The organism is Herbaspirillum lusitanum (genome assembly GCF_026127345.1).
Taxonomy (GTDB): Bacteria; Pseudomonadota; Gammaproteobacteria; order Burkholderiales; family Burkholderiaceae_D; genus Herbaspirillum; species Herbaspirillum lusitanum.
Genome location: NZ_QXFG01000010.1, coordinates 494,055 through 515,284, shown reverse-complemented (window position 1 = coordinate 515,284; position 21,230 = coordinate 494,055). Strand labels below are relative to the sequence as shown.

General features: G+C 61.3%; 17 protein-coding genes. 10 read left to right on the top strand and 7 right to left on the bottom strand.

Annotated features, from left to right (window positions below):
* Nucleotides 1-4: 4 nt before the first annotated feature.
* From DXT88_RS17180 to argH, 3 genes are all read right to left on the bottom strand, one after another.
* Nucleotides 5-886: a branched-chain amino acid ABC transporter permease gene (locus DXT88_RS17180; protein WP_265215213.1), complete on the bottom strand. Its 882-nt coding sequence runs from the start codon at nt 884-886 to the stop codon at nt 5-7.
* Nucleotides 887-1,124: 238 nt separating this feature from the next.
* Entirely contained in the window at nt 1,125-2,291 is a 1,167-nt protein-coding gene (locus tag DXT88_RS17175; RefSeq protein WP_029363281.1) for an ABC transporter substrate-binding protein, read from the bottom strand.
* Between the two features lie 429 nt (nt 2,292-2,720).
* Complete coding sequence (argH, locus tag DXT88_RS17170; protein WP_016833501.1) at nt 2,721-4,112, bottom strand: argininosuccinate lyase; 1,392 nt, start codon at nt 4,110-4,112, stop codon at nt 2,721-2,723.
* Between the two features lie 237 nt (nt 4,113-4,349).
* Here argH and DXT88_RS17165 point away from each other — a divergent pair, with 237 nt between their 5' ends.
* The gene (locus DXT88_RS17165; protein ID WP_016833502.1) at nt 4,350-5,177 is read left to right on the top strand and encodes an HDOD domain-containing protein; all 828 of its coding nucleotides are present in this window, start codon (nt 4,350-4,352) and stop codon (nt 5,175-5,177) included.
* Between the two features lie 170 nt (nt 5,178-5,347).
* On the opposite strand, the gene DXT88_RS17160 is transcribed toward DXT88_RS17165, so the two are convergent.
* From DXT88_RS17160 to ppc, 3 genes are all read right to left on the bottom strand, one after another.
* Entirely contained in the window at nt 5,348-6,271 is a 924-nt protein-coding gene (locus DXT88_RS17160) for a dienelactone hydrolase family protein (protein WP_265215210.1), read from the bottom strand.
* A 48-nt stretch (nt 6,272-6,319) separates the two neighbouring features.
* Nucleotides 6,320-7,261, bottom strand: coding sequence for a DMT family transporter (locus DXT88_RS17155; RefSeq protein WP_016833504.1), 942 nt, complete (start codon nt 7,259-7,261; stop codon nt 6,320-6,322).
* A 168-nt stretch (nt 7,262-7,429) separates the two neighbouring features.
* On the bottom strand, nt 7,430-10,366 hold the full coding sequence (gene ppc / locus DXT88_RS17150) for a phosphoenolpyruvate carboxylase (RefSeq protein ID WP_265215208.1): 2,937 nt from the start codon (nt 10,364-10,366) through the stop codon (nt 7,430-7,432).
* Between the two features lie 164 nt (nt 10,367-10,530).
* Between ppc and hemC the strand changes: the two genes are divergently transcribed.
* The 5 genes from hemC to ppa all read left to right on the top strand — a co-directional run bounded on the left by hemC (nt 10,531) and on the right by ppa (nt 15,415).
* Nucleotides 10,531-11,484: a hydroxymethylbilane synthase gene (hemC, locus tag DXT88_RS17145; protein ID WP_265215206.1), complete on the top strand. Its 954-nt coding sequence runs from the start codon at nt 10,531-10,533 to the stop codon at nt 11,482-11,484.
* 62 nt (nt 11,485-11,546) lie between these two features.
* The gene (locus tag DXT88_RS17140; RefSeq protein WP_029363283.1) at nt 11,547-12,329 is read left to right on the top strand and encodes a uroporphyrinogen-III synthase; all 783 of its coding nucleotides are present in this window, start codon (nt 11,547-11,549) and stop codon (nt 12,327-12,329) included.
* Nucleotides 12,326-13,495 carry a uroporphyrinogen-III C-methyltransferase gene (locus DXT88_RS17135; RefSeq protein WP_265215204.1) on the top strand — a complete coding sequence of 390 codons (1,170 nt, stop codon included), beginning with the start codon at nt 12,326-12,328 and terminating at the stop codon, nt 13,493-13,495. The genes DXT88_RS17140 and DXT88_RS17135 overlap by 4 nt, the downstream gene beginning before the upstream one ends.
* A 16-nt stretch (nt 13,496-13,511) precedes the next feature.
* Nucleotides 13,512-14,711, top strand: coding sequence for a heme biosynthesis protein HemY (locus DXT88_RS17130; RefSeq protein ID WP_265215202.1), 1,200 nt, complete (start codon nt 13,512-13,514; stop codon nt 14,709-14,711).
* A 164-nt stretch (nt 14,712-14,875) separates the two neighbouring features.
* The gene (gene ppa, locus DXT88_RS17125) at nt 14,876-15,415 is read left to right on the top strand and encodes an inorganic diphosphatase (protein WP_016833510.1); all 540 of its coding nucleotides are present in this window, start codon (nt 14,876-14,878) and stop codon (nt 15,413-15,415) included.
* A gap of 90 nt (nt 15,416-15,505) precedes the next feature.
* Here the strand turns inward: ppa and DXT88_RS17120 are convergent, their stop codons facing one another.
* On the bottom strand, nt 15,506-16,657 hold the full coding sequence (locus DXT88_RS17120; RefSeq protein WP_265215200.1) for a GNAT family N-acetyltransferase: 1,152 nt from the start codon (nt 16,655-16,657) through the stop codon (nt 15,506-15,508).
* A 78-nt stretch (nt 16,658-16,735) separates the two neighbouring features.
* Between DXT88_RS17120 and DXT88_RS17115 the strand changes: the two genes are divergently transcribed.
* The 4 genes from DXT88_RS17115 to DXT88_RS17100 all read left to right on the top strand — a co-directional run bounded on the left by DXT88_RS17115 (nt 16,736) and on the right by DXT88_RS17100 (nt 21,223).
* Nucleotides 16,736-18,349 (top strand): NAD+ synthase, encoded by a 1,614-nt coding sequence (locus DXT88_RS17115; RefSeq protein ID WP_265215199.1) that lies wholly within the window; start codon nt 16,736-16,738, stop codon nt 18,347-18,349.
* A 97-nt stretch (nt 18,350-18,446) separates the two neighbouring features.
* On the top strand, nt 18,447-18,785 hold the full coding sequence (locus DXT88_RS17110; protein WP_007881397.1) for a P-II family nitrogen regulator: 339 nt from the start codon (nt 18,447-18,449) through the stop codon (nt 18,783-18,785).
* Nucleotides 18,786-18,862: 77 nt separating this feature from the next.
* The gene (locus tag DXT88_RS17105; RefSeq protein WP_265215197.1) at nt 18,863-19,954 is read left to right on the top strand and encodes an ABC transporter substrate-binding protein; all 1,092 of its coding nucleotides are present in this window, start codon (nt 18,863-18,865) and stop codon (nt 19,952-19,954) included.
* A 90-nt stretch (nt 19,955-20,044) separates the two neighbouring features.
* Nucleotides 20,045-21,223 carry a PA0069 family radical SAM protein gene (locus DXT88_RS17100; protein WP_265215195.1) on the top strand — a complete coding sequence of 393 codons (1,179 nt, stop codon included), beginning with the start codon at nt 20,045-20,047 and terminating at the stop codon, nt 21,221-21,223.
* Nucleotides 21,224-21,230 lie beyond the last annotated feature (7 nt).

The following is a 21,230-nucleotide window of genomic DNA, read 5'->3' as shown; positions in this document are numbered from 1 at the left end:
GATCCTAAGCCTTTCTTTCCAGCACTTTGCCGAACATGCCTGAAGGCCTGACCAACAAAATCAAAAACAGCAGACCGAACGCCACCGCATCGCGGAAGTCGCTCGAGATATATGCCACCGTGAGCACCTCGGCAAAGCCCAGGAACAGGCCGCCGATCATGGCGCCGCGGATGTCGCCCATGCCGCCCAGGATGATGACGGCGATGCCCTTGTGCAGCATCGGCTGGCCCATGAAGGGCGAGATCGCATTGAAGGACAGGCCGACCAGCACGCCTGCTGCGCCGCCGAGGGCTGCTGCCGCGAACGAGGTCAGGTAGAACAGGCCTTCGACGTTGATGCCCAGCAGGTAGGCCGCTTTCGGCGACTCGGCAATGGCGCGCAGCGCGCGGCCCAGTTGCGTGCGGCGCATCACGGCCAGCAGCACGATCATCAGCACGAAGGCGATGACGACGATGCCGACTTGCACGGCGGTGACGTGCAGGTTGCCGATGGTGACGCTGTCTTCCGGAATGGTGCCGATCGGGAAGCGCTTGTTTTCGGCGCCGAACAGGCCCTGCGCGAGATTGGTCAGCATGATCGCCACGCCGATGGTGGCGATCATGGGAATCAGGTGGGGTGCATTGCGCTTGCGCAGTGGCTTGAGCACCAGAATGTCGACGACCAGGCCGATCAGGCCGGTGGCGACCATCGCGGCGAGCATGGCCAGCCACAACGGCAGCGCCATTTTTTCGACCAGCAGCAGGGCGGCGTAGCTGCCCAGCATGAAGATCGCGCCGTGCGACAGATTGATGACGCCGAGCACGCCGAACACCAGCGTGAAGCCCAGCGCAAAGAGCGCGTAGACGCTGCCCAGCGAAAGGGCGTTGATAAGTTGTTGTTCTAACATAGGGCCTGCGAATAGAGTGATGACGAATAGTGAGGAGCGCCGGTCTCATCCGTCAGTTGCACATCCGGGCAAACTGGCAGGCGGGCGATGTATCCCTCGTTACATCAGAAAAGCGGCTTTTGGCTAGCCTGTTCTTTTTCGCGATTGGTGAAGCGTGGTGAAGCTGGGCAAGCAATGCAACAAAAAGACTCCGGTAAAAATACCGGAGTCTTTGTGGGCGTCGCAGTTCGACCGAAGATTACTTCAGCAGCGTGAACTTGCCGCCCTTGGCGATGCTGACCACGGCTTCTTGCTGGGCGTCGAAACCGACTTGCTTGCCGGCGACGGCAGGCGCAGCGCGGAAGGCGAATTTGCCGGTCGCGCCGTCGATCTTGACGGCAGGCAAGGCTTGACGCAGAGCGTCGCGGTCCTTGTCCAGCGCGCCCGACAGCTTGACGTTCTTGAGCGCTTCGACCACGACGTACAGCGCGTCGTAGGCTTGTGCCGAGAACTGGTCAGGATCGGAACCGAACTTGGCCTTGTACGCGGCGATGAATGCCTTGTTGGCCGGCGTCAGGTTTTCCGACGACCATGGGCTGCCCATCAGCGTGTTGTCGCCGGCATCCTTGGCGATTTCAAACAGCTTCGGCGAGTTCAGTCCGTTGCCGCCGATGAACGGCTGCTTCATGCCCAGCGTGCGGGTTTGCAGGATGATGTTGGCAGCTTCTTCCGCCAGGCAGGAGCAGACGATGGCGTCTGGATTGCCGGCCTTGATCTTGGTCAGTTGCGCCTTGAAGTCGACGTCGCCCTTGGCATACGCCTCGGTTGTCGTGACCGGAATCTTTTGCTGTTCCAGCGTGGCCTTGAAGACGTCGTAACCGGACTTGGTGAACGCATCGTCGTTACCGTAGATCACGGCGACCTTCTTGATGCCGAAATGCTTGACGGCAGCCTTGACTGTCACTGGCAGCACGTCGGCTTCCATGACGGAGTTGCGGAAGGTGAACGGGCCCATGGCGGTGATGCCGTCGGCGGTGTTGCTGGTGCCGAAGGCGACGACCTTGGCGGCGTTGGCGATCGGGTCAGCAGCGAATGCGGAATTGGACAGGGTCGGACCGAAGACCATCAGCACCTTGTCCTGGAAAATCAGTTTCTTGAAGACGTTGATGGCTTCTTCTTTCTTGCCTTGTTCGTCTTCTGCGATCAGAACCAGTTTGTTGCCGTTGACACCGCCCTTGGCGTTGACTTCGTCAGCGGCCAGCGTGAAGCCGTTCTTGATGGCGACGCCGTATTTGGCGGCAGGGCCGGTCAGCGCAGCGGCGAGGCCGAGCTTGACGTCGGCGGCCAATGCGGCATTTGCCATGGTCACGCCGATCATCAGCGCAGGCAAGGTCTTTAAAGCGGTTTTAAGCATGTTGAATCGCATCGAGTTCTCTCCTTAGATTTAGATATTCTTATAGAGGATGACGCGAAATATGAACCGGAGGTAACCGGTGCAGGAAATCTTGGGTGGGATTTCCCTATTTTGCTCCATCCTCTTTAGACCGTCGTGCGGTCTTTGGGATACAACCGGTCAAGAATACCGTAAACCGGTTAAAACACACTGCTGCACTGCAACCTGGTAAGCCGCCGTGCAACCGTCTGCTGACTCCGCCGAAAGCGGAGGTGACACAGATGACAGATTTGATGCGGCTCCATCCGAAGACGGAGCGGTCCTGCTGATTACCTCGCACTGCTACTTTTGGTACAGACTCAGTACAGCGGCATCCGGGTCGCGTTGGCAGTTCGGATGCCGCTGGTATTTCTTTGTTTCTTTGTTTCTTTGTTCTTTATTTCCTGCCTTGCAGCTGCATTGCTACAGCGACTTGCGCACTTCCGCGATCGCCAGGCGCACCTGGTTCGGCGCCGTGCCGCCGATGTGGTCGCGGGCGGCGACGGATCCTTCCAGCGTCAGCACGCCGAAGATGTCGTTGTCGATCAATGGCGAATACACGCGCAGTTCATCCAGCGTCAGGTCGGACAGGTCGCAGTTGCGGTCGACGCAGGTGCGCACGGCGTGGGCGACGGCTTCGTGGGCGTCGCGGAACGGCAGGCCCTTCTTGACCAGATAATCGGCCAGGTCGGTGGCGGTGGCATAGCCCTGCAGCGCAGCGGCGCGCATGGCGTCCGGCTTGACGGTGATGCCGCTCGCCATGTCGGCGAAAATGCGCAGCGTGTCGGTCAGCGTGTCGACGGTATCGAACAGCGGTTCCTTGTCTTCCTGGTTGTCCTTGTTGTAGGCCAGCGGCTGGCCTTTCATCAGGGTCAGCAGGGCGATCAGGTGGCCGTTGACGCGGCCGGTCTTGCCACGCGCCAGTTCAGGCACGTCCGGGTTTTTCTTTTGCGGCATGATCGACGAACCGGTGCAGAAGCGGTCGGCGATGTCGATGAAGCCGACGCGCGGACTCATCCAGATCACCAGTTCTTCGGACATGCGCGAGATGTGGGTCATGACCAGCGCAGCGGCGGCGCAGAATTCGATGGCGAAGTCGCGATCGGAAACGGCGTCCAGCGAGTTGCGGCAGACATCGTCGAAGCCCAGCGTTTTGGCCACGCGCAGGCGGTCGATCGGGAAGGTCGTGCCGGCCAGCGCGGCGGCGCCCAGCGGCAGACGATTGACGCGCTTGCGGGCGTCGGCCATGCGTTCGGCGTCGCGGCCGAACATTTCAACGTAAGCCAGCACGTGGTGGCCGAAGGTGATCGGCTGCGCCACTTGCATGTGGGTGAAGCCGGGCAGGATGGTGTCGGCGTGCTGTTCGGCCAGATCCACCAGGGCGGAGCGCAGGTCGCGCAGCAGGCCGCTGATGTCGTCGATGGCGGCACGCATGTACAGGCGGATGTCGGTAGCGACCTGGTCATTGCGCGAGCGGCCGGTATGCAGGCGCTTGCCGGCGTCGCCGACCAGTTCGGTCAGGCGCTTTTCGATGTTCAGGTGGACGTCTTCGAGGTCGAGCAGCCATTCGAACTTGCCGCCATCGATTTCACCCTTGATCTGCGTCATGCCGCGCTGGATGTCGGCGTAGTCTTGCGCGCTGATGATCTGCTGGTGCGCCAGCATTTCGGCGTGGGCAAGCGAGCCCTGGATGTCGAATTGCGCCAGGCGATTGTCGAAAAACACAGAGGCGGTGTAACGTTTCACCAGATCGGAAACGGGTTCGGAAAAGCGAGCCGACCAGGCTTCGCCTTTTTTCGATAATTGTGCAGTCATAGTGGGGTTCCCGGAGAATACGCGATTATAGCAAGTCGATGACATTTGAGCCACGCCGCACCTGTTTGCGGACGGAGTCAATAGGGAATTTTCTGCGTGGTATGGATGTCGTTTGCGGCGATTCATGGCACAAAAACCATTGCACTATTGGCAAATCTTTAAGATACTCAAAACGCTGTTTTGTAAATCCAAACTATTCGAATTTGTTGTATCTGGACTCATCCGGGGAGAGCTCTCATGAATTTTGAAGCACTGTTTCAGCAGCAAGCGGCATTACCCAGTATTCCCAAAGTGGTGCAGGAAGTCATCGAGAGCTTCAATAACGACAATGTCTCGATCGAAGACATCGCCAAGAAGTTGAGCGCCGACCAGGTGTTGAGCGCCAAGCTGCTGCGCCTCGCGAATTCGTCCTACTATCACGTCTCGCGCAGCATCGGCACCGTCGATGATGCCGTGCTGATGCTGGGTTTCATGACCGTGCGCACGCTGGTCGTCAGCACCGGCCTCACGGGCAGCTTCAAATCCATGTCCGGAGTGGATCTCAAGTTGTTCTGGCGCTATAGCCTGCATACCGCCATCGTCGCCAAGTGGCTGGCGAAGAAGCAGGGACTCAATTCCGATCTGGCGTTCACGGTGGGCCTGATGCACGCCATCGGCCAACTCGTCATGCACGCTGCCATGCCCGAGCAGACCCGCCAGATCGACAAGATCGCCAGCACCATCGACGCGCGTCGCCTGGACGTCGAGCATACTTCGTTCGGTTACGACTTCTCCGACGTTGGCGCGGAGCTGGCCAAGCGCTGGCGCTTCCCGGAGGAGTTCTCGGAAGCCATCGCCGCGTTCTCAAGCCCGCTGGAAGCCGATCCGTTCAACAAGATCGCCGCCGTGATTCATATCGCGGCCTGGCGTGCACGTGCGGAAGAAAATAACTATTCCCGCGAGGAAATGGAATCGACCTTCCCGGACGACGTTGCCGCCAAGCTGGGTGTCAAGCAGGCAGTGCTGTTCGACGATCTGCCGCCGCTGGCTGAACTGGGCGCGGGGATGGAAGAGCTGATTTCCTGAAATTTCCTGAGGAAATGCATGCGAATTACGGCCGACATTGTCGGCCGTAATTTTTTGTACCCGGCATGCCGCGCCTAAAGCGTCCGCACCATCGTGATTTCGCCGGGAATGAAGGCGGCATCGCGATACAACGCCTGCGCCTTGTCCGCTTCGTCACGAGCCGGCCGTATTCAGTCCAGCTTGTCCTTCAGGAACTTCAGCATTTCGCGATAGGCCTCGGCGCGCGCATCGGCGTTGCCGCCGCTGGTGACGCCGGCGCCGGGTTTTCCCACGCCCGGAATGTCCATGCGCACGTGCATCGGCATGCCCGGCGCATCGAAGTCATGATAGGTGTCGGGATAGAGGCGCAAGGTGATCGGCGTGTCGCTGTCCTGCATTTTCTTTTCCAGCGATTCGCAGGCTTCAGGCGGCGTCCAGTCGTCGTTTTCACCCATCAGGATCAGCATCGGCGCGGCCGGCTTGTAAGGCGTGCGGTTTTTTGAAAAAGCCGTGCAGGTCGGATAAAACGCCACAGCCGCTTTCGGCTGCACCTTGCGTACGGCGACATCGGTCTGCGCCAGGTTCAACGCCGACAGGATGGTGGTGGCGCCATGCGACCAGCCGACCATGCCGATGCGGGCGTAGTCGACGTCGTCCTGCGTAGCCAGCCAGCGCAAGGCAACCTGCACGTCGAGGCGGCGGTTGGCGCTGCTGGCTTCGCGCTGCTGCAGGCTTTCCTGGCAGATCGAGCGGCGGCCGCGCGGTGTGAAGCTATCGGGGAACAGGACGTTGTAACCGGCGTCGGTCAACGCGCGCGCCATGGCGATATGGCGCGGCGTGAATTCGATCTTTTCCTTGTTGACGCTGCTGTAGAGACCGCCGCAACCGTGCATGGCGATGATGGTCGGCCGCTTGTCGGATTTGCTTTTGCCCTTGAACCAGTAACCGAACAAGGCAGTGGCCTTGCCGCCCGGAGAATCCACGCTGGTCAGCGCGACGCGCTCGGTGCGCAACGGCGGCAATGCCTTGACCTTCTCCGTCGGCGCGGCAGCGGCAACATGTCCGCACACGCCTGCGAAACAGAGCGATGCGATGGTTTTACCCCAGGTACCCATGAACTTCCCCTTGTTGTGTTGGCAACCCTGGCGCCGACCTGCATGAGGTCAGCTTGCCGAGGGTTTGCCGTCAATCTTTTGTTTATTCCCGCCTGCACCGGCTCGCGCGGGCATCAACACCAGCAGCAGCGCCATTCCGATCAGGGCGCCGCCGGCGGCATACGCCCACGACAATTGTTCCTGCAAGAACAGCCATCCCCACAAGACCCCGAACAATGGAATCAGGAAGGTGACGGTCAATGACTTAACAGGACCTATATCGGCAATTAATCGGAAAAATAAAATGTAAGCCAGCGCCGAACATACAAATCCCAACGCCAATAAAGCAAACCACGTACCAATGCCGGCATGTAGCGGGGCGGCGGGGCCGTCCTCCAGCACTGCCATGACGGCAAAGAACGGCAACAACAGCGCGACCGCGCCCAGTTGACTGCCGCATGCCACCAGCTTGCTGTCCAGGCCGCCACGATCAGTGATCCAGCGCTTGGTCAGGAAACTGGCGAGGCCGTAGCAACTGGTCGCCAGCAGGCAGGCCAGCGCACCCAAAACGGTCGCCGTATCGAAATCCACCGGTCCGGTTCTTGTCAGAACTGCAACGCCGGCCAGGCCCAGGATGACGCCGCCCACCTTGCGCGACGTCAGGGTATCGCCAAAAAATAACGCCCCGATGACCACGCCCATCAAAGGAGCAGTCCCATTGAGGATGGCGGAGTAACCGGCCGGCAATACTTTGGCGGCGAGGCTGAACAGCACGAACGGCAAGCCTGAATTGATGGCGCCCAGCAACATTGTGGCGTGCAGCTTGCCCTGAAAACGCCATTTTACGCGCAAGATCGCCAGCAACAGCAGCAAACCGGCTGCGCCGAACAGCACGCGGAAGAACGCGGTATTGAGCGCGCCCATTTCCGGCACGGCGAGGCGCATGAACAGAAAGCTGGCGCCCCAGATGGCTGACAGTGCGAGCAGGCGCAACAGATCGGCTGGTTTCATGATGCTTCCGACAATAGTGAGAGGCGCTTATCTTGACCAGCCGATGATGCCGCCGCACTCCAAAACTTGCTATCGTGATTTTCCTGATGCTGCTCGGAGCGGGATGGCGCAGGATCGCTCCCTGAAGCCGGCGATGGCGTCAGGGAGCGGGCAGCGCTGAGCCTGGCTTTAGCCCGTATTGCGCAGGCCTGCGGCGATGCCGTTGATGGTCAGGTGGATGCCGCGTTGCACGCGTTCCTCGACCTTCTTGCCGGCCGCCGCGGTGGAGCGGTGGCGCTTGATGAGCTCGACCTGCAAGTGATTCAGCGGATCGAGGTAGGCGAAGCGGTTCTTGATCGAACGCGCCAGCAGGGGATTGCCCGCCAGGCGGTCCTTGTTGCCGGTGATCGAACCGAGCAGCTGGCTGGTGCGTTCATGCTCGCCCACGATGCGACCGAAGATCGCGTTGCGCAGCTTGCGGTCGGCGACCAGTCCGGCGTAGCGCGACGCCACTGCCATATCTGTCTTGGATAGCACCATGTCCATGTTCGACAGCAGCGCAGCGAAGAACGGCCACTCCTTGTACATCGCACGCAGCGTGGCGAGACGCTTGGATTGCTCCTTGCTGCCGCCTTCCTGCAGCCATTCCGACACCGCGCTGCCGAAGCCGTACCAGCCCGGGAACAGCAAGCGGCATTGGCCCCACGAGAAACCCCAAGGTATCGCGCGCAGGTCTTCGATGCGGCGCGTCGATTTGCGTGATGCAGGACGCGAGCCGATGTTGAGCTCGGCGATTTCGGCGATCGGCGTGGCGGCGAAGAAGTAGTCGGTGAAACCCGGGGTCTCGTAGACCAGGTTGCGATACGCCTGATAGGCGCGATCCGACAGGTCGCCCATGACGCGTTCGAACTCGGCCAGCTTGCGAGTCTCTTTGGCGTCGGTGGTTTCCGGCATCAGGCTGGCTTCCAGCGTCGCCGCCACCAGCAGCTCCAGATTGCGGCGGCCGATCTCCGGATTGGAGAACTTGGAGGCGATGATTTCGCCTTGCTCGGTCAGGCGGATCTGGCCGTTGACCGTGCCCGGCGGCTGCGCCAGGATGGCCTGGTAGCTCGGGCCGCCACCGCGACCGACGGTGCCGCCGCGGCCGTGGAACAGGCGCAGCTTGACGCCGGCGCGGTTGAACAATTCCACCAGGCGGTTTTCCGACTTGTACAACTCCCAGTTCGACGTCAGGAAACCGCCGTCCTTGTTGGAGTCGGAATAGCCCAGCATCACTTCCTGCAGCTTGCCCTGTTTGACGATCAGCGGCGCCACCAGCGGGAATGACAACCATTGCTCCATGATGTCGGCGGCGCAGCGCAAGTCGGGAATGGTTTCGAACAGCGGAATCACCATCAGCTCGAGTTCGGAGAGCTTCGACGGGTCCTTGGCATCGGCGTGCAGCAGGCCGGTTTCCTTTTGCAGCAACAGCACTTCCAGCAAATCGGACGCGGTTTCGGTGTGCGAGATGATGTAGTTGCGGATCGCGCGCGCGCCGTAGCGCTGGCGGATTTCGCGGGCGGTGCGCAGGATGGTCAGCTCGGAATTGGTTTCGTCCGAATACGTCAGGTAGGGCGAATACAGCAGGCGCGGCTTGGCCAGTTCGGCCAGCAGCAGGGCGATTTTCTTTTCTTCGCTGAGACCGGCGTAGGACGGCTCGACCTGCGCGCTGGCGAACAGTTCGCCGAGCACGCGCTCGTGCACGTCGGAGCTTTGGCGCATGTCCAGCGTGGCGAGGTGGAAGCCGAAGATTTCAATCGAACGCTTCAGCACCGCCAGGCGCGGCTTGACCAGCGCGCTGCCGTGGTTGGCGTTGAGCGAGTCGGCCAGCACCTGCAGTTCGGCGATGCATTCTTCCGGGCCGGCGTAATGTGCGGCGGCGCCGACTTCCTGGCGCAGGATGTTGACCACGCCGAGATGACGCGCGGTTGCGGCCAGACGCGCGTACACGCCGATCAGCGCGCGGCGGTAAGGCTCGTCGGCGCGATGGTTGGAGTTGTCCGGCGAGGCGTCGGCCAGCGCCAGCAGTTCGGCGCTGGCGTCGACCATCAGGGTCGAGATCGACAGTTCGGCGCCGAGTGCATGGACTTCATCGAGGTAGAAATCGAAAATCGTGGTCGACTGGCGTTGCAGCGCGCGCTGCATGGTGCCGGCGTTGACGTTGGGGTTGCCGTCGCGGTCGCCGCCGATCCAGCTGCCCATCTGCACGAAGGGCGGCAGTTCCGCCGGCGCGGTGCGCGAACTGGTTTTGGCACGTAAGCGCGACGGGAACTGGGCGTTGATTTCCTCTTCGATGTCGTCGTACAGCGCCGGCAGCTCACGCAGGAAGGTGATGCGGTAATAGGACAGCGCGTTTTCGATTTCGTCGGCGACCGTCAGCTTGGTGTAGCGCAGCATGCGGGTCTGCCACAGCGTGGCGATGCGCGCGCGCAGCAGTTCGGTGTTGTCGCGCAATTCCTTCGGCGTCAGCGGCTGGTCGCGCAGCGCCAGCAGGCGGGCGATTTCGCGCTCGGCGTCGAGGATGCTCTTGCGCTGCACTTCGGTCGGGTGCGCGGTCAGCACCGGCGAGATCAGCGACTCGGACAGGAAGTTGCGCACGGTGTTGCCCGACACGCCGGCATTGTCCAGGCGCGACAACGCGTAGGCCACGCTGCTCGGTTGCGGCGCCGAGCCGGCCAGCAAGTGGGCGCGGCGGCGGCGGTTGTGGTGCTGGTCTTCGGCAATGTTGGCCAGGTGCGAGAAATACGAGAACGCGCGCACCACCGAGTTGGTCTGGTCGCGCGTCAGCTTCTTGAGCAGCTTGTCGAGTTCGGCGCCGGCCTTGGCGTCTGATTCGCGGCGAAAGCGCACGGCGGTCTGGCGGATGGTTTCGACCACTTCGAAGACGGCGTCGCCTTCCTGGTGACGCAGCACTTCGCCGAGCAGACGGCCGAGCAGGCGGATGTCTTCCTTGAGCGGCGCGTCTTTGTCGGCGCTGGGCTTTTCGGTGCGTTTCGCGGCGCGTTTTTCAGCAGGCTTGACGGCAGGTTTATCGGAACGGACAGGGGCAGAACGAGCAGGGGTTTGGGTTTTTGGTTTAGTTGCCATGATCAACAATTGCTACGGTTTTCAGAGGAGAAAGTCGGGCGTGCTGGTCGAACTGTCAGTGATGCTGCGTGCTAGAATCTGCTCACTTGATTGCCTCACTTTTTTATATTTTTTATGCGCCGGGCATCTTCACAGATGACTCGGCGACTACCGGAAGAACCGTCTTGAAAGAATTTCCTCCCTCCAGTCTGGTCATTGCTTCGCGCGAAAGCCGTCTCGCCATGTGGCAAGCCGAACATGTGCGCGACCGGTTGGCTGCATTATATCCGCAGTGCAGCATAACCATCCTCGGAATGACCACGCGCGGCGACCAGATCCTCGACCGCACTCTGTCCAAGGTCGGCGGCAAAGGGCTGTTCGTGAAGGAGTTGGAGGTCGCCATGGCCGAGGGGCGCGCCGACTTTGCGGTGCATTCGCTCAAGGACGTGCCTATGGAACTGCCGGGAGGTTTCGTGCTGGGCGCCATTCTGGAGCGCGAAGATCCGCGCGATGCCTTCGTCTCCAACGACTACGCCGGCCTGGATGAATTGCCCGCCGGCGCCGTGGTCGGCACCAGCAGCCTGCGTCGCCAGGCGCTGATCGCCGCCCGCTATCCGCATCTGGTCATCAAGCCGTTGCGCGGCAATCTCGATACGCGCCTGGGCAAACTGGACCGCGGCGACTATGCCGCCATCATTCTTGCCGTCGCCGGCCTGAAACGCCTTGGCCTGGAGTCGCGCATCCGCTCCGCCATCGCGCCCGAGCAAAGCCTGCCGGCGCCGGGACAGGGCGCAATGGCGATCGAAATACTGGCCGAGCGCACCGACTTGCAGCGCGTGCTGGCGCCGATCAACCATCTCGCGACGGACCGCGCAGTGACGGCGGAGCGTACGCTGTCGCGCACGTTCGGCGGCAGTTGCCAGATCCCGCTGGCGGCTTTTGCCACCATAGCCGGCGATCGCATGCACATGCGCGCCCTGGTGGCGACGCCGGACGGCAAGCAGGTCGCGGCTGCCGAAGCCGAAGGTCCGGCCGATGCGCCGGCAGCGCTGGGCAAGCAGATTGCCGACTTGCTCCAGACGCAGGGCGCCGCAGCAATCCTGGCGGCATGCAGGGCAGAGGCCGACGCGGCTGAATGATCCACAGCCGCGTATCAGCCTTCCTCTCATCCATCTTTACTCTCTGAACCGAAGGGAACGCCGTGAAGGAGCTCGCTTCCAGGCCGGTAGTCATCACGCGTCCCTTGGCGCAGGCTGGCGCGTTCGCCACGCAAGTGACGGCAATCGGCCGCATGCCGGTGATTTTCCCCTTGCTGGAAATCGCACCGGTGGCCGACAGCACCGAGCTGCGGCGCGTGCTGTCTGTATTGGAACGATATGCGCTGGTGGTGTTCGTCAGCCCCAACGCCATCGACGCTGCGTTCCAGTTCATTGCGTCATGGCCGCAGGCCGTCGCCATCGGCATTGTCGGCGAAGGCAGCCGGCTGGCCCTGCGGCGTCACGGCGTTGACGACGCCCACGCCACCATTCACGCGCCGCGCAACAGCGCGCGCATGGATTCCGAAGAATTGTTCAAGGCGCTCGATCCCGAAGCGCTGCATGGAAAGCGTGTGCTGATCGTGCGCGGCCAGGCCGGGAGGGATTTCCTGACCGACATGCTGCGCGACAGGCAAGTCGAGGTCGAACACGTGACCGCGTATCAACGCCTGTTGCCGCAAATCGACGCCGAAAAGGCGGCGCACCTGCGCAGCCTGATCGAGGCCGGCAGCGAGTGGGTAGTCACCAGTTCCGAGGCCTTGCGCAACTTGCGGCAAATCACGGCCGATGCGCTGGGACAGGACTGTGTGGTAAAACTACAACGCAATGAAATCATCGTTTCGCACCAGCGGATCGCTGAAACAGCGCACTCGCTGGGTTTCTCCCATGTGACCGTGACCGGATCAGGGGACGAACGCCTGATTGCCGCGTTACAATCCCCTGCATGAACGAACTGCAATCCTCCCCCGACCAGAACCAGCCGGACGCGAAAGCGGATCCCGGACTGCAGGCGAGCATGGTGCTCCCTTCCTTTACACCTTCGGACAATGGCGTGCTGAAAAAGCGCCTGCGGCTGCTGACCTTGCTGGTGGTGATCCTCGCCATCGTGCTCGTGGCGCAGTGGTGGGTGTCGCATAGCGAAATCCGCAGCCTGCGCGAAGAAGTCGCGCGCCGCCTGCAGACCGGCGACGTCGCCAACACCGAGGTCAAGGGCGTACTCAAGACCGTCCAGGAAAGCACCAAGGAATTGCAAGCCAAGGTCAGCGTGCTCGACAGCAAGCAGGCCGAGTCGCAAAGCCAGCAACTGGCGCTCGAGCAGCTCTATCAGGATCTCTCCAAGAACCGTGACGACTGGGCCCTGTCGGAAATCGAAGAAGTCCTGTCGACCGCCAGCCAGCAGCTGGAACTGGCCGGCAACGTGCAGGGCGCGCTGATCGCTTTGCAGAACGCCGACAAGAGCCTGTCGCGCTCCGACAAGCCGCAGTTCATCGCCATCCGTCGCGCCATCGCGCGTGACCTGGACCGCCTGAAAGCCTTGCCGACCGTCGACGTGCCCGGTATCGCCGTGCGCCTCGACAGCATCATCGGCCAGATCGACAGCATGCCTTTGCTGTCCGACGAAAAACCGGTGGTGTCGGTGACCGAACCCAAGAAACAACCGATGCGCGCCGCGCCGAAGGCCGCCGCCAAGCCGAACGGCAAGGGGCAACCGGCTGACGCATCGTCGAGCGACTGGCTGGCCGATACGCAGGAAAAGTGGCAAAGCTTCAGCGCCGAGATGTGGACCGAGTTGAAGCAACTGGTGCGCATCCGCAGCGTCGATACGCCGGACGCCTTGCTGCTGTCGCCCACCCAGGCTTACTACGCCCGTGAAAACCTCAAGCTGCGCCTGCTCAATGCACGCCTGGCGCTGCTTTCGCGTAACGAATTCGCGTTCCGCAACGACCTGGCCGCGGCGCAAGACACCATCGCCAAGTACTTCGACACCCGCGCCAAGCAAGTGCAGACCACGCAGGCAATGTTGAAGCAAGTCCAGGGCAGCAACCTGTCGATCCAGATGCCGACGCTCAGCGAAAGCATCAACGCGGTGCGCAATTACAAAGGCCGGCGTTAATTAAGACGACAGAAATATGCGAATTCTCCTCTGGCTCCTGACCCTGTTTGCTTCCGCCATCGGCCTGGCGGTACTGGCGCGTTTCAATCCCGGCAACGTCGTGCTGTTCTATCCGCCGTACCGCGTCGATTTGTCGCTCAACTTCTTCCTGGCCGCGGTGGTGGTGCTGTTCATCGCGCTATATGTGCTGATCCGCGCCGTGCGCCTGACGCAAAAGCTGCCTGGCCGCGTGATCGCCTATCGCCGCCAGAAGCGCGAAAACGACGGCAACAAGGCCTTGCGCGATTCGTTGAAAGCTTTCTTCGAAGGCCGCTTCGGCCATGCTGAAAAAGCCGCCACGCGCGCCGCCGAACTGCCCGACAATGCCGGCATCGCCGCGCTGATCGGTGCCCGTGCGGCGCACCGCATGCGCCAGACCGAGCGCCGCGACATCTGGCTGGCCAGCACCGACGGCGACAACGGCCTGAAGGCTGCGCGCCTGATGACGACGCTGGAATTGCTGGTCGACGATCACCAGTTCAAGGCCGCGCTCGACACCGTCGATGAGCTCAACGCCAACGGCACGCGCCACATCCAGGCGCTGCAATGGGCGCTCAAGGCCAACCAGCAAGCCAAGAACTGGCCCGAAGTGCTGCGTCTGGTGCAAACGCTGGACAAGCGCAATGCGCTGCATCCGGCCTTGTCCAATCGCCTGCGCGAAATGGCTTACGATGCCTTGCTGTCGGATCGGTCTCACGATGCGGAATCGATCCGTCGCCTGTGGGCAGAAATACCCAACGCCGATCGCCTGAAGCCTTACATCGCCACCCGGGCCGCCCAAGCCTTCAGCAGCCGCGGCCTGCACGATGAAGCGCGCACGCTGCTGGAACGCGCATTGGCCGCCGAGTGGGATGATCGCCTGATCCGCGCCTACCGTGATTCGACCGCGGAAGCCGGTTCGCCCGCGCTGCTGGCGCAGATCGAGCGCTGTGAAACCTGGCTGGCGAAGCGTCCGACCGACGCCGAACTGGCGCTGACGCTGGGCATGTTCTGCCTGCGCCAGAAGCTGTGGGGCAAGGCCCAGCGGCATTTGGAGCAAGCCTTGTCCGATGCTCTCGAGCCGCGCACCGTGCGCGAATCGCACCTGAGCCTGGGGCAACTGCATGATGCGCTCGACCAGCACGAACAGGCTGCGGCGCATTACAAGCAATGCGCGCTGGCGACGGCGATCCGCTAGTTTTTGCACGATCAAAAGAGCCGCCGGGTCGCCGCAAGGCCCCGGCGGCTTTTTATTGCCTGCTTTCAAGAGCGCCCGGATTCGGCGCAGATTGAGGTTGGCGGCCTGAATGCCGTTATAATCTTGGGTTTTTCCATCCCTTCATTTCTTTACGAGAAAGCACCATGAGCCTGAATAACGTCCCGTCCGGCCGCGACCTGCCCAACGACTTCAATGTGATCATCGAGATCCCGATGAACGCCGATCCGATCAAGTATGAAGTGGACAAGGATACCGGCGCCATTTTCGTCGACCGTTTCATGGGTACCGCGATGCACTATCCGTGCAACTACGGCTACATTCCGCAAACCCTGTCCGAAGACGGCGACCCGGTCGACGTGCTGGTGATCACGCCGTTCCCGCTGTTCCCGGGCGTGGTGGTGCGTTGCCGTCCTATCGGCGTGCTCAAGATGACCGACGAAGCCGGTGTTGACGCCAAGTTGCTGGCCGTGCCGGTCGACAAGGTGCTGTCGATTTACACGCACTGGCAAAAGCCGGAAGACATGAACGAACTGCGCCTGAAGCAGATCCAGCATTTCTTCGAGCACTACAAGGACCTGGAAAAGGGCAAATGGGTCAAGATCGACGGCTGGGAAGGCCCGGAATCGGCCAAGGCGGAAATCCTGTCGGGCGTCGAAGCCTACAAGAAGCAGCAAGCCAAGTAATCTGCAGTCCAGGCATTGCCGATAAAAAAGCGCACTCAAGGGTGCGCTTTTTTGTGCCGATCGAAGTCGCGTTGGATCGCAAGGCGGATATCAAGCCGTATCTCGAAACGGGTTGCGTTCGTTCAGTTCGCTCAGGTAATCGTCGATGCCGCCGCCTTCGCGTTCGAGGAAGCGTTCCACCGCGTCGGCAAACGAGGGATGCGCCAGCCAGTGCGCCGACCAGGTTTTCTGCGGCAGGAAACCGCGCGCCATCTTGTGCTCGCCCTGGGCGCCGCCTTCGAACCACGCGATCTTGTTGTCGATGCAGAATTCCAGCGGCTGGTAGTAGGCGGTTTCGAAATGCAGGCAGGGGATTTCTTCCAGCGCACCCCAGTAGCGGCCGTACAAGGCGTCGTCATCATAGACTACCAGCGACGAGGCGACAGGCTTGCCGTCGCGATAGGCCACGGTCAGCAGCAGGTGCTGCGGCATCTGGGCGGCGATGCGCAGGAAAAAATCGAGGTTCAGGTAAGGCGTCGAATGGTGTGCCGCGTAAGTGTGGCGATAGCAGCGGTGGAAAAAGCGCCAGTCGCCTTCGCCGGCTTCGTCGCCGCGCAGATGGCGGAACGTGACGCCGGCTTCGCCCACCTTGCGCCGTTCGGCCAGGATGTTCTTGCGTTTCTTGCGTTCCAGCGTCGCCAGGAACTCGGCGAAGTCGCGGTAGCCTTCGTTATGCCAGTGGAATTGCACGCCGCTGCGCAGCATGAAACCGGCTTCGGCCAGCGTCTGCGCCTCTGCTGCCGGAGGGTAGAGCACGTGGGTGGAGGACGTCTGCGCCGCTTCCTGAAGTTGCTGCAGCGCCTGCACCAGCGCCTGGCGCGCGATGTCGTCAACCGCGAGAAGCCGGCCGCCGCTGACCGGCGTGAACGGAATCGCCGACAGCAACTTTGGGTAGTAGGGCAGGCCATGACGCTCATAGGCTTCGGCCCAGGCCCAGTCGAACACGTACTCGCCGTAGGAGTGGTATTTCAGGTAAAGCGGCAAGGCAGCCTGCAAGGCATCACCTTGCCATAGCGTCAGGTATTGCGGCTCCCAGCCGGTGTCCTTGGCGGCAGAGCCGCTTTCATGCAGCGCATGCAGGAAAGCGTAGGACAAAAACGGGGTGGCGTCGACCTGGGCGGCAAGCAGCGCATCCCATGCCGGCTGGCCAACTTCTGCCAGAGAAGAAATGATTCGCGTGCGATAATGAGACTCTGCGTTCACTGCGTGCAGCTCCCCGGCACAGGTGTGGCGTCCTTACTCTTCGTCATTTTCTTACCGTCATTTTTACTCGTTGCCATCATGTCAGTCAAAGTCGCCATCGCCCAGATCAACAGCACCGTTGGAGATATCTCGGGTAATCGCAACAAAATCGTCGAATTCGCACGGCGCGCTGCAGCGCAGGGAGCGGACATCGTCCTCACGCCGGAATTGTCGCTGGTCGGTTACCCGCCGGAAGACTTGCTGCTGCGTCAGGCATTCTACGCAAAAACCGAAGAAGCGTTGCAAGCGCTGACGGCCGAGCTGGCCGGGTTGAAAGACGTGCACGTCGTCGTCGGCCACCCGGCGCTCAAAGATGGTGCGCGCTTCAATGCGGCGTCGGTCCTGCTCAACGGCAAAATCACCGGCAGCTATCACAAGCTGGAACTGCCCAACGACAGCGTGTTCGACGAAAAGCGCTATTTCACCCCGGACGGAACGCCGCTGGTGTTCGACGTCAAGGGCACCAAATTCGGCATCAACATCTGCGAGGACACCTGGTTCCCGCGCGCGCCTGCCCGCGCCAAGGAAGCCGGCGCACAAGTCCTGCTGATCCTGAACGGTTCGCCGTACCACATGAACAAGCAGTTGCTGCGCCTCGATGTGATGCGCGACAACGTCACCAAACAAGGCATGCCGCTGGTGTTCGCCAACCTGGTCGGTGGCCAGGATGAATTGATTTTCGACGGTAATTCCTTCGCCATGGATATCGCCGGCGAGCTGGTCGCCAGCCTGGCGCATGCGGAGGAAGATTTGCAGGTCATCGAATTCGACGGTGTGCAGATCCGCAATCCGCAGATGGCGCCGGCGCTGTCGATCGAGGCGCAGGTGTACCAGGCGCTGGTGCTGGGTGTGCGTGACTATGTCGGCAAGAATGGATTCCCGAGCGTGCTGATCGGCCTGTCCGGCGGCGTCGATTCGGCGCTGACGCTGGCCGTCGCGGTCGATGCGCTGGGCGCCGACAAGGTGCGCGCGATCATGATGCCGTCGCCTTACACCGCCGATATTTCCTGGATCGACTCGCGCGACATGGTCGAACGGATCAAGGTCCGCTACGACGAGATTTCGATCAACGATTGTTTTTCGGCCTTCCGCAGCACCTTGTCCGAAGAGTTCAAGGGACTCAAGGAAGACACCACCGAAGAAAACATCCAGGCGCGCATTCGCGGCACGCTGCTCATGGCGCTGTCCAACAAATACGGTTCCATCGTCCTCACCACCGGCAACAAGAGCGAGATGGCGGTCGGCTACTGCACGCTGTACGGCGACATGGCCGGCGGCTTCGCGGTGATCAAGGATATCGCCAAGACACTGGTCTATCGTTTGTGCGCTTACCGCAACAGCATTTCCGAAGTCATTCCGGAACGCATCCTCACGCGTGCGCCGTCGGCCGAGCTGCGGCCCGACCAAAAGGACCAGGATTCGCTGCCGCCGTATGAAGTGCTCGACGCCATCATGCAGATGTACATGGAAGAGAATCTCAGCATCGGCGAGATCGAGCGAGCCGGCTACCAGAAGGGCGATATCGAGCGCATCACGCGCCTGATCAAGATCAACGAATACAAGCGGCGCCAGGCGCCGGTCGGTATCCGGGTCACCCACAGAGCGTTCGGCCGCGACTGGCGATATCCGATTACGTCAAGATTCCACGAATAACATTACGTTGCTCTTTGCGCATAAATAAGAGTGTTTAGTAAAAACTTTCATTGATTTAATTCGATTTTCTGCGACATTTTATAAGGAGGGAATAGCCATGAAGCAAGTCACTGCTATCATCAAACCGTTCAAGTTGGACGAAGTTCGCGAGTCGCTGGCCGAAGTCGGCGTCACCGGACTGACGGTCACCGAAGTCAAGGGTTTCGGCCGTCAGAAGGGCCATACCGAACTGTATCGCGGCGCCGAATACGTCGTCGATTTTCTGCCCAAGGTGAAGATCGAAGTGGTGGTCGACAACAGCGTGGTGGAACCGGTGGTCGACGCCATCATCAAGGCGGCGCGCACGGGCAAGATCGGCGACGGCAAGATTTTCGTACAGGAAGTCGAACAGGTCATTCGCATCCGCACCGGCGAGACAGGAGCGGAAGCGGTATAACACCGTGAAGGGGAGATCGCATGTCGGGGCAGCTTCGATGGTTGTTTCGAATTCTTCCGATCTTGTTGTCAACGTGTTTGTTCTCCCCCGCACATGCCGACGCCGGCGTTTCCGCTACCAGGATTCTCCTTGGGCAATCCGCCGGCATGTCCGGCACCATGGCGCACTACGCGCGCCAGGCGCTGATCGGCGCCAAAGTCTATTTCGACCAGATCAATCAGCAAGGCGGCGTCCACGGCAGGCGTATTGAGCTGCTCACGCGCGACGACCAGTACACGGCATCCCTCGCCGCCTACAACACACGGCAACTGATAGAGCAGGACCGGGTATTCGCCCTGTTCGGGTTTGTCGGCTGGCCGACCAGCCAGGCGGGATTGCAAATCGCCTCACGGGCACGTGTTCCTTTCTTTGCCCCCTTCACCGGCGGCGCGCTCCATACCTCTTTTGACCGTTATCTGTTCTCGATCCGCGCCAGTTATGTGGATGAGCATGCCTACTTCCTGCGCAACATGAACGGGCTCGGCATACGCAAGCTGGCGCTGGTGTATCAGCAGGATCAATACGGCGTGTCGATCAAGCAGGACATCGAGAATCGCGCGCGGCGCGAGGCGATCGAGCTGACCAGCATCAGCATCAATCATGCCGGCGTCAATCTGACTCCGTTGATCGACAAGACGCTGGCCGCACAAGTCGACGTCGTGATGCTGGTCAACGCCGACTACCAGATCAACGCGCGCATCGTACACGGCTTGCGCAGTCGGGGATTCCTCGGGCAGTTCTTTGCCGTGTCTTTCGTCGGCACCAAGCAATTGGCCAGCGAACTGGGCGATCTGGCGCACGGTATCCTGGTCACGCAGGTGGTGCCGCTGCCATGGCGCATTTCGATGCCGCTGGTCGCCGAATATCGCAAGAGCATGGCCGAAGCGGGTTACGAGGAATTCACCGTTACCAGCCTGGAGGGCTACATCGCCGCCCGCGTGCTGGTCGAAGGCTTCAGGCGAGCGGGCCGCAATCTGACCCGGGAGCGCCTGATTCGCGCACTGGAAGGCATCAATGCACGCAACTATGACGGCGGCGGCTACGTCGTCAATTTTTCCCCGACCAATCATCTGGGGTCGATGTACGTGGACATTGCCACTATGACCAAAGATGCGCGCTTCATGAACTGAAGCAATGCTTCCGTGATGAGTGACGGCAATCGCGGTATTGGTTAAAATACTGTATATAAACACAGTATTAAATGCCAAGGCAATGATCCCATGAGCAAGTCCGGTTACCGCAAAGTGCCGTTGCAGATTACGCAAGTCCGCGAGAGCGAAGGCGAGACGTTCACGCGCGTGTTCGACGCGCGCAAGGGACGTGGCGCGGTCAGCAACATACAGGGACGCTATGAGGTGGAGCAGCGCGTCGGCTTCGACGACGGATGGGGCGTGCCCGACTCCGAAAATGGCGAAGAAGAACCGGCAACCGTGCGCACCATCGTCACGGAAGAGACCGCCAAAACCATCATCAGCCGCAACAAGTCGCCCGATCTGCCGTTCAATGCCTCGCTCAACCCATATCGCGGTTGCGAGCACGGCTGCGTGTATTGCTTCGCACGGCCCACGCATGCTTATCTCGGTCTGTCGCCGGGACTGGATTTCGAGAGCAGGATTTTTGCCAAGACCAACGCCCCCGAATTGCTGCTGCGCGAACTGGCGAAGCCGTCCTATATACCCGAGACGATTACCGTCGGCATCAACACTGACGCCTACCAGCCATGTGAGCGCGAGCTGCAGATCACGCGACGCGTGTTGCAGATACTGAGCGACTGCCGTCATCCGGCCGCGCTGATCACCAAGTCCTCGCTGATCGAACGCGACATCGATATCCTGGCGCCGATGGCCGGGCGGCGCCAGATGATCGCCGCCGTCACCATCGCCACGCTCGACCCGGCGCTGGCGCGCAAGCTGGAGCCGCGCGCGGCCACGCCGACGCGTCGCCTGCGCGTGATCCGCACGCTGGCCGAGGCGGGCATTCCGGTCAGCGTCAGCGTCGCGCCGGTGATCCCTTTCATCAACGAACCGGAACTGGAGGCGATCGTCGCGGCTGCCGCGGAGGCCGGCGCACGCCGTGCCGGCTACACCGTGCTGCGCTTGCCGTGGGAAGTCAATCCGCTGTTCCAGCAGTGGCTGCAGACCTACTTTCCGGAGCGCGCCAACCGCGTCATGAACCGCATCCGCGAGATGCGCGGCGGCAAGGACAACGACGCCGATTTCGCCACGCGCATGCGCGGCGAAGGAGTGTGGGCCGAGCTGATACGCCAGCGTTTTGAAAAAGCCGTGCAGCGCAGCGGCATGCATGAGCGCGGCTGGTTCGACATGCTCGATGCCTCCCAGTTCTTGGCGCCCGCACGGCCCGCACGGGCGTCGCCGTCCGGCCAGTTCAATTTGTTTTAAGCGGCCG